Here is an 8,117-nt window from a genome sequence, read left to right on the forward strand (position 1 = left end):
TGGCGAACGGAGGTTAAAAGAATGGCGAGTTGTTCCGATTGTTTTGATTGTTTCAATACGGATACTACGGTATCTTGTGATTTTGTTAAGGATAAAGTCTGCGTAGGATGGAGCATGCCGCAGGGAGTCAACCAAGATATATATGTGACAAGTGGAGTGAACGTTTTTAGTTCCGGTTTCGTTGCGTATGACTCTGGTGCTGCCGAGTTTATCAGCGTCACTTTTTATAATGATGGAACGCAGGTAGGCACGCCTTTAATTGTATATGCGGGGGGCAGTGTAAGCTTTACCGCAACGAACTTTACGCGCATTGAAGTCACTGTACCTGATAGCGAAGAAGGAGATATTTCCTCCGGGTTAGTTTGTTTGACGCCGCGTTATCAAGTCAATTGTGATGCAGTGTAAAAAATTCCGGCTATGGGCAGGAATTCTTACTATTATGGAAGGGAGAAACAGAGTAATGGCTATAAACTTTTATGATGGAAGTGGAGATTGTGTCCGCGGTTTAAGAGGACCTGAAGGCCCGGCAGGTCCGGCAGGTCCACAGGGAGAGGCAGGTCCGGCAGGTCCACAGGGAGAAACAGGTCCGGCAGGTCCACAGGGAGAAACAGGTCCGGCAGGTCCACAGGGGGAGGCAGGCCCGCAAGGAGAAGTAGGACCCGCTGGTCCAGCAGGTCCTGTTGTTACGGAAACATCTGGATTCGCGGCTAATACAGAAGGAGCTCTAATTGCTGTGGTACTTGGAGGAACAACCGTTCCATTACCGAACTCACAGAATGTAAAAAATATCACAGTAGATCCTACAGACACGGTATTTACTATCACACTTTCCGGGCGTTATTATTTGTCCTACAAAGTAAATACAACAGCTGCATTACTATTGGGAGCAAGACTTACGGTCAATGGTACTCCATTGGAAGCCTCTGAGACCAACCCTGTGTTAAGTGTCAGCAGTTTTAATGCGGATATTATAGTATCCCTGGATGTGGGAGACACGATTAGCCTTGAACTATTCGGCCTCCTGGGTGCAGCAACTTTGCAGGATGGTCAAGGAGCTACTCTTACAATCATCCGTATTGATGACGAATTAGTATAACGAGAAGTATTTCGCCAGCTTCTTTTAAGAATTAGGGGAGCCGGCAAATGCTTCTTGTAATACGCATAGAAATATACGCACGTATTAACAGATGGGTACAGGTGGGGGAGTACATGGAAGAGGAATGTCTTCTCTAGGTGAACATAGTGCTCCCCTTATAGCTGCTGTTCGGTCACCGAAGGCTTTCATGCGATGGGAGATACATAAGGATAGATGGATATCCAGACATACGCATCCATTTTCTTCTGCAGGGATGACGTATGCGTTGGGAAGAAATTCAGTAACATATCCCTCGAATTTGCAACCATCCGGTGCACATAGATAGTACGTCTCTTCTATTTCTACGGGGAAGGTACAGGGGGTAACGACGTCACCAGCACGATCATAAATATCTACGGTAACGTGTGTGCGGAAAGCTGCTGAAATTTTATTAAGCAGAACCCGGCTTCCGTCCCTCAAAGGGAAAGAGCGCTGTTCGGATGTTTTCTCAATCTGCCAGTAGAACGTATCTGGACCAGCAGACGTTAGGATAGTTCCTTCTGCGGTGGTTAAATAACAGGGGAGCTCCCTCCGTTGAAACTCGCGAGCCGGGGAGCCGGCGGAGTAAGAAATATCCAAGGTCAAAGTCCCCTTGCATCCTTGCCCATAAGGATCTGGAAGAATGGTGATCGATTCTAAATGCTCCTTTTCAGCCAGGTGCGTATCCCCGGAAGCGAGGGAAGCCTCTTCCCTTCCATTGACTAATATAGTCAGCTCACAGTTCCCGGTGCATGTATGGGTTACAGCATAACAGCTTTCTACAGCATTAAGTCCGACGGTTGTATAAATGGGCGAAGGGTCTTCTGAATCATTTCTTACATAATAAGGAATACAAATACACTCTTCTGCTTCGAAAGTGGAATTAGGAACGAGTACGCGGCGCACCAATTCTTTACATGTACGGGTTTCCATCCAGTCATATACTTCTTTAACACGAACGCAGGTTGATTCCATCTCTTTCATACCCCGCCCTCCTCCAAAAGTCACTTGTTTTGATAACGTATGTGCGAATGCCCAGATCGGTGAACTATTTTTGCTGTATTTACACATACGGCGCCGGTTTGTTTAGAAAGTGGAAAGCATGCCGAAAATATCGCTGCGATTGCTCCCTGAGGTTGCGGGGAGATGGGTAGAAAAGGTGGAAATGTTCTAGATCATAGTCAGAATTGTTGTATAATGTGGGAAAAGGATAAGAGGAGGAGGACACATGGACCCGTTCGATGTCATTGGGAATTTACATAATATCAAGCCTGTCTTCCAACCGGTGATTGGAGCAATCGATCATGATGTGATCGGATATGAGGTATTGGGACGTATCCAGGATGAAGACCGCTGGAAGTCATTGGGCCCTTTTTTCCAAGATGAAGATGTGCCGGAAGAATTCAAAGAGGAAGTCGATCAACACCTGTTGAAACTTGCAATGGACGAGATGTTGGAGAAGGAGAAGGACGGAATGCTGTTCATCAACCGGAATGCCAGCCAGCTCCTCGTGAACGATGGAGAAGCTCTTCTGGAGACGCTTCTTTTGTATGACCAAAAAGGTTTTCACTTGAACAGGGTCGTGATTGAAGTGACGGAGCATGATTTTGATGAAGATTTCGAAACGCTCGGTCACCTTCTCCTATATTACAAGACGTACGGTATTCAAGTAGCCGTAGACCACGTCGGAGCAAAAAGTTCGAACATTGACCGAATCCGTCAATTAGAGCCGCATATTCTTAAAATAGATTCAGGCATTATCCGTAAGCATAACGGGGACGAATTCCAGGATGTCATGTTTTCCTTGTCTATGCTGGCCCACAGGATAGGAGCAGCCCTCTTATTTGAAAACATAGAGGATGATTTCCAGCTTTATTTCGCATGGAAAAATGGGAGCAGGTACTACCAAGGGTATTACTTAGCGTATCCGTCGTTTGACCTTGTTGAAAAGGAGTCACTGGCTGTCGATCTGTCCGAAAAGGTAAAAAGATATGTCCATAGACAGCGCACACTTATAGAAGAACGGCTGCTATTTGTAAGGCAATGGGAAGAAAAGGTGAAAGGACTGCTGGTAAAATGGGAGGGCCCTAAAAAAGCGGATACTTTCATTGCAGAAGTGACGGATCTTTTTGATGAGGAGAGTTTTCGGATGTTCGTTTGTAATGGAGAAGGGCAGCAAGTATCTGCCAACTTTCGGAAGCGTGACAGTGAATGGCAGATGGAGCCGCACAAAAAAGGATCTAACTGGGCTTTTCGTCCATATTTCCTTGAGAACGTTATGCGTATGAAGGCTTGGAATACCGGGCTGTTGTCCGACCTTTATTCCGATATTGAAACGAAGGAAATGGTTCGTACCTTTAGTTTTCCGCTTACGGACACTCATTTTCTCTTCATCGATTTACGCTATGCTTATCTCTATAATCATGAGTGTTTACTGCAATGACGTCCATCACTTTTCATCCAATGACGAAGAAGCTGGCGATAGAATCTCTTTGTTTCGCTTATGAGCCGCCCTATGATTTTTATAATGTAGCTGTAAACGAAGAAAATGTGAAGGAGCGTTTGGATGGAAGCTATGTGGCAGCGTTTGTAGGGGAGAACCTCATCGGCTTCTATTGTACTGGTCCGAGTGCCGCGTCCCCGCTGGGTATCCTTTTGGAGCCTATGAGCGCCGTTGTACGGATATTGGAGTAGGGTTGAAGCCGTCCTGGACGGGACAGGGAAAAGGAACACCGTTTTTCAAAGCTGTACTGGATGAGGTGGAAAAAGACTCCGAAAGCTGTCTGCGTCTATCTGTTGCCACGTTTAACAGGCGTGCCATCCGTCTTTATTCACAGATGGGTTTTGAGGCAGATCAAGCCTTCTATAGTGGTCCGGACAAGTTTATAACTATGGTGAGAGAAGCGACTGGAAAGAAGGAATAAGGCGGGTGAAAGATATTCTTTTTTAAGGGGTGTTACTTTGAATCCGGTAATGGTGGATGTGAAAGAGAAGTTAGAAACGGATCGGTTAATCTTAAGGATACCTGAACCAGGGGACGGGGCTGAGATCAATGCGTCGATTCGCAGATCAATAGAGGAACTGCGTCCTTGGCTTGGTTTCGTGCAGCAGCTTCCCACAGTAGAAGAAACAGAAGCGAACGCGCGCGAATCCCGTGCGAAATTCTACCTTCGCACAAACCTCCGGTACCTTCTGTTTGAGAAAGAAAGCGGCAGCTATGTCGGGACGTGTGGATTCCACAGGATCAATTGGAATGTCCCGGCAGTAGAGATCGGGTACTGGTTGGATAAGCAGGCAACAGGTAAAGGGTACATGAGGGAAGCGGTATCGGTGCTGACAGATTATGCATTCAGAGGATTGCATTGTGCACGGGTGGAAATACGGTGCGAGTCCGGCAATCGACGGAGCAGAGCTGTCCCGGAAGGGCTGGGGTTTGATCTTGAAGGGATCTTAAGGAATGAAGACAAATCTGTTGATGGATCGAAACTTACGGATACGTGTGTGTACGCAAAGGTGAAGACCGATGTATGACGTCACCATCATTGGTGCAGGTGTAAGTGCTGCCTTCCTTGCTTGTCGTCTGGCACAGAAAAGAAACCCTTTATCCATCAAAATAATAGATAAAGGAAAACCTCTTGCCAATCGTTTTTGTGGGTCGGAGATTGGACAATCGTGTACGTGCGCTCAGTTATGCGATCGTTATTTCGGCTTTGGCGGTCTCGGAAAATCCGAAGGGAAATTCAATTATACCAATGGTTTTGGAGGAGAACTGTATAAGAAAATCGGCTCCAGAAAAGCGATGGAATACATGAAGGCTGTTGATGACATTCTTTGTGATTATGGTGGGGACGTGAAGAGGATCTATCACACGTGGAATAAGGAATTGGCAGCAGAAGCGCGTGAACACTCCCTGGAGATGCTGACCACCTCTGTCCGGCACTTGGGAACAAAAGTATCAAAACGTGTTTTTCAGAACATGTTTGAAACCTTGAAGAAATCCATCAGCTTCTCTTTCCAGACCGATGTATATGAGGTCACGTCGAATGAGAACGTTTTTCTTCTCCGCACGAGTGAAGGGATCATCCGAACAAAAAAGGTGATTTTCGCAACAGGAAAAAGCGGGAGTGACTGGATGCTCAATCAGGCAGCGGAACTAGGATTAAAATCTTCGAAAACAAGGCTTGATCTCGGGCTTAGAGTGGAGATGAAGCGTGGCCAGCTAGACAGCATTCTGGATCGCACATTTGAAACAAAATGGAGGATAGCAGCGGACGAATGGGAGGCTACGACCTACTGCATGAACCCGGACGGAAGGATTATTAGAAAGTTTCAGCACGGATGGACGATGGCAGATGGGCAGAATCAATACGAGGGAGGCGGTCCGAGCGGCAATTTAAATTTCACCCTTTTCGTTCCTCAGTATTTCCATACATACGAAGCTGCTATGAAAGCAGCATCCAAGGTGCTGGGAGGAATTAATCGAAAGGATGAAAGAATTCTCGTCCAGCGGCTCGGGGATCTTCGGCAGAACAAACCAACGTCAACATTGACTTACAACCGGGTCAAACCTTCCCTTGCGGCGGACCCTGGTTTTCTTAAAGATGAAGTTCCCGATCTTTATATTTCAGCGATGGAAACGCTGCTCCGAAGGTTAGAGAATTGGACTGGTGTAACTATGGATGAGGATACCCTTCTTTATGGAATGGATGCTAAATTTTATGAACCGAAAATGTCGACAGACCGCTGCTTTGAAACGGAGATTTCCGGACTTTATCTGGCTGGAGACTGCTCTGGCGAAACGCATTCTCTCTCCCAGGCAGCTGCCTCCGGTGTATACATCGCGGATGTGATTTCAAAACAATTAAGCCCATGAAAAACGGTGTCTTTAATCAGTAATCCTATAAGAAAAGCGGGAATAAGAAAGGGAAATCAAAACACCTCTCATCAATAAAATGAGAGGTGTTTTGATTTAAAATGGATTGGTTGCCCATTGAAGCGATTGTTTAATGAAAATACGCTGCTCCAGTTTCAACTGGGAAATTATGAATTCTGCCAGGTCTTCCGGCTGCATGAATTTGTCTTCGTTCTTCTCCTCCAGCTCGTCACCAAAGACAAGTTCTGTTGCGACAAGACTCGGGTTCATGGTGAAGACGCGAATGTTATGGCGGCGAACTTCCTGCATTAATGCTTCCGTCATCCCCTGGACAGCGAATTTAGAAGCGCTGTAGGAAGTTGAACCTGCTGTGGCTTTGAGACCGTTGCTGGATGAGATCATGATGACATCTCCCTTATTCTTATCCACCATGTGAGGAAGGACGGCTCTAGTGACATGGTAAGTACCATAGACATTTATTTCAAACGTCCGTTTCCACTCTTCAGGCTCCAGCTCAAGGAACGATCCGTTCAAGCCGATCCCCGCGTTATTAATGAGGATGTCCGCTTTTCCCAAATCTGCCTCCAATGTTGCTACGGCTTTATTTACCGCTTGGATGTCCGAAATATCTACAGGAGCTGTGACGGCTTTTACACCATACTTCGCGGCTTCCTCAGCCACCTCATGGAGAGAACTCTCCGTTCGGGCCATCAAGCCAAGGTGAACACCCTCTTCTGCCAGTGCCAAAGCAGTGGCCTTACCAATCCCTCTTCCTGCACCGGTTATGTACGCAATTTTATTACTTATCTGTTGTGCCATATTCATCCTCCTTTCTTTTGATTTTACGACGTATACAGCCTTCTTGCAAAAAGGAAGCACGATAAAAAATCATTCCCACACATTTACTATACATAAAAAAATTATGGTAAACAAAAAGCTTACCTGAAAAACAACTCAGGGAATCGAAAGAATAATGTAAAGTTACCTTGACGTAAAGGTGGCTTTACATTATTCTTTTTATAGAAAGGGCGGTAGGGTAATTGTGAAAAATCATTTAGTAGCCTATAGAAAAAAACATCAATTATCACAGGATCGTCTGGCAGAAAAGTTAGGGGTTTCCAGACAGACGATTATATCCATCGAGAAAGGAAGATATGATCCGTCCCTGCCTTTAGCATTTAAAATTGCACGTATTTTTCAGGCTGCCATTGAAGATATATTTATTTTTGAGGAGGAAAAATAATGGATTATTATCCACTGGCGTATAAAGTAGCAGGTGGACTATTCAGTGTACAGGCGCTGTTCTTCATTCTTATATCTGTTCTTGCAGGAACGCTGCCGTCCATGCCTGCTTATTTAATGGTATCGATGGCGGTCATGAGTTTTTCCATGGCGTATCTGCACCCACAGTTCAAACAGAAGGACGAGCGTATGCAACTGATTCGTTATAAAGGATTGTTCTATTCTTTTTTTGCCATGCTTATCTATATGTTTGCTTTACTTACGCTGCTGGAAGCAGGAGTTAACCTTACGGCCTCCATGGTCATCCAGATGTTGATTGCGTTGAATATTTGTACAGTATTCCTTTCCTGGGTAATTCTATCCAAAAAGATGTAAAGGAGGGATTGGAGATGGAATGGTTTTTTCCGGTAGCCTTCCTCGTCACATTTGGAATTCTATATTGGACAGCTCGTCGAGAAACAACGAAGAACGCTTTATCTAAGAAAGGATTTATCAAAATTCTATCCATATCCGCCATTGTGTTTGCAGCGGTTGTCATATTCGTCAGTGTCTGGAATCGCTGACATCCAATGGTTCTGCTGATTTCCGTCCATTTAGACAAACTAAAGGGGAAGGGAGGTCATCTTATGGGTGAAAAGAAAAAGAACAAAAATAAGAAAGATCTTAACGCATTAAGAAGAGAAAAAGGGGAGACAAACGGTACTGGAAAACAAAATCCATATCGTTAAAGGGAAAAACGTCCGGAATTTCCGGGCGTTTTTTTGTGCGTATTTATAAAACATCTTCCAGGGCGCTCTTGGAAGGTTCCATACTGATTCTTATCGGGTGGGCCTTTTTTCTCGTGAATGTATTATTACTGGTTTATTTCTACCAAAGTATGGTTATTTA

General features: G+C 45.2%; 12 protein-coding genes. 10 read left to right on the forward strand and 2 right to left on the reverse strand.

Features of this window, described 5'->3' with window-relative positions:
* Positions 1-21 precede the first annotated feature (21 nt).
* Positions 22-405, forward strand: coding sequence for an S-Ena type endospore appendage (locus D479_RS17760; protein WP_008639805.1), 384 nt, complete (start codon positions 22-24; stop codon positions 403-405).
* A gap of 55 nt (positions 406-460) precedes the next feature.
* Entirely contained in the window at positions 461-1,096 is a 636-nt protein-coding gene (locus tag D479_RS21245; RefSeq protein ID WP_008639806.1) for a collagen-like triple helix repeat-containing protein, read from the forward strand.
* An 84-nt stretch (positions 1,097-1,180) separates the two neighbouring features.
* Here D479_RS21245 and D479_RS17770 read toward each other — a convergent pair whose 3' ends face one another.
* Positions 1,181-2,098 (reverse strand): hypothetical protein, encoded by a 918-nt coding sequence (locus D479_RS17770; RefSeq protein WP_008639808.1) that lies wholly within the window; start codon positions 2,096-2,098, stop codon positions 1,181-1,183.
* Positions 2,099-2,342: 244 nt separating this feature from the next.
* On the opposite strand from D479_RS17770, the gene D479_RS17775 reads away from it, so the two are divergent.
* The 5 genes from D479_RS17775 to D479_RS17790 are packed head-to-tail and all read left to right on the forward strand — an operon-like array spanning position 2,343 to position 5,987.
* Entirely contained in the window at positions 2,343-3,557 is a 1,215-nt protein-coding gene (locus tag D479_RS17775; protein ID WP_008639809.1) for an EAL-associated domain-containing protein, read from the forward strand.
* Positions 3,554-3,808, forward strand: coding sequence for a hypothetical protein (locus D479_RS20025; protein ID WP_051989409.1), 255 nt, complete (start codon positions 3,554-3,556; stop codon positions 3,806-3,808). Before D479_RS17775 ends, D479_RS20025 begins: the two co-directional genes overlap by 4 nt.
* Before the next feature lie 2 nt (positions 3,809-3,810).
* On the forward strand, positions 3,811-4,038 hold the full coding sequence (locus D479_RS20030; protein ID WP_051989410.1) for a GNAT family N-acetyltransferase: 228 nt from the start codon (positions 3,811-3,813) through the stop codon (positions 4,036-4,038).
* A gap of 37 nt (positions 4,039-4,075) precedes the next feature.
* Positions 4,076-4,645 (forward strand): GNAT family N-acetyltransferase, encoded by a 570-nt coding sequence (locus D479_RS17785; RefSeq protein WP_008639811.1) that lies wholly within the window; start codon positions 4,076-4,078, stop codon positions 4,643-4,645.
* The gene (locus D479_RS17790; protein WP_008639813.1) at positions 4,638-5,987 is read left to right on the forward strand and encodes a hypothetical protein; all 1,350 of its coding nucleotides are present in this window, start codon (positions 4,638-4,640) and stop codon (positions 5,985-5,987) included. The genes D479_RS17785 and D479_RS17790 overlap by 8 nt, the downstream gene beginning before the upstream one ends.
* A gap of 96 nt (positions 5,988-6,083) precedes the next feature.
* Here D479_RS17790 and D479_RS17795 read toward each other — a convergent pair whose 3' ends face one another.
* Positions 6,084-6,806 (reverse strand): 3-ketoacyl-ACP reductase, encoded by a 723-nt coding sequence (locus tag D479_RS17795; RefSeq protein WP_008639815.1) that lies wholly within the window; start codon positions 6,804-6,806, stop codon positions 6,084-6,086.
* 223 nt (positions 6,807-7,029) lie between these two features.
* Here D479_RS17795 and D479_RS17800 point away from each other — a divergent pair, with 223 nt between their 5' ends.
* From D479_RS17800 to D479_RS20860, 3 genes are read left to right on the forward strand one after another with little or no spacing between them, the layout of a single operon-like run.
* Positions 7,030-7,230: a helix-turn-helix transcriptional regulator gene (locus D479_RS17800; protein ID WP_008639817.1), complete on the forward strand. Its 201-nt coding sequence runs from the start codon at positions 7,030-7,032 to the stop codon at positions 7,228-7,230.
* Entirely contained in the window at positions 7,230-7,604 is a 375-nt protein-coding gene (locus D479_RS17805) for a hypothetical protein (RefSeq protein ID WP_008639819.1), read from the forward strand. The genes D479_RS17800 and D479_RS17805 overlap by 1 nt, the downstream gene beginning before the upstream one ends.
* Before the next feature lie 14 nt (positions 7,605-7,618).
* On the forward strand, positions 7,619-7,792 hold the full coding sequence (locus tag D479_RS20860) for a hypothetical protein (protein WP_161484898.1): 174 nt from the start codon (positions 7,619-7,621) through the stop codon (positions 7,790-7,792).
* Positions 7,793-8,117: the final 325 nt, after the last annotated feature.

This window comes from Halobacillus sp. BAB-2008 (genome assembly GCF_000328325.1).
Classification (GTDB): Bacteria; Bacillota; Bacilli; order Bacillales; family Halobacillaceae; genus Halobacillus.

What these genes read in the sequence shown, in the direction of transcription:
- D479_RS20025 (WP_051989409.1), top strand. Translation starts at nt 3,554, where the DNA reads ATGACGTCCATCACTTTTCATCCAATGACGAAGAAGCTGGCGATAGAA.
- D479_RS21245 (WP_008639806.1), top strand. Translation starts at nt 461, where the DNA reads ATGGCTATAAACTTTTATGATGGAAGTGGAGATTGTGTCCGCGGTTTA.
- D479_RS17760 (WP_008639805.1), top strand. Translation starts at nt 22, where the DNA reads ATGGCGAGTTGTTCCGATTGTTTTGATTGTTTCAATACGGATACTACG.
- D479_RS17795 (WP_008639815.1), bottom strand. Translation starts at nt 6,806, where the DNA reads ATGGCACAACAGATAAGTAATAAAATTGCGTACATAACCGGTGCAGGA.
- D479_RS17770 (WP_008639808.1), bottom strand. Translation starts at nt 2,098, where the DNA reads ATGAAAGAGATGGAATCAACCTGCGTTCGTGTTAAAGAAGTATATGAC.
- D479_RS17775 (WP_008639809.1), top strand. Translation starts at nt 2,343, where the DNA reads ATGGACCCGTTCGATGTCATTGGGAATTTACATAATATCAAGCCTGTC.
- D479_RS20860 (WP_161484898.1), top strand. Translation starts at nt 7,619, where the DNA reads ATGGAATGGTTTTTTCCGGTAGCCTTCCTCGTCACATTTGGAATTCTA.
- D479_RS17805 (WP_008639819.1), top strand. Translation starts at nt 7,230, where the DNA reads ATGGATTATTATCCACTGGCGTATAAAGTAGCAGGTGGACTATTCAGT.
- D479_RS17790 (WP_008639813.1), top strand. Translation starts at nt 4,638, where the DNA reads ATGTATGACGTCACCATCATTGGTGCAGGTGTAAGTGCTGCCTTCCTT.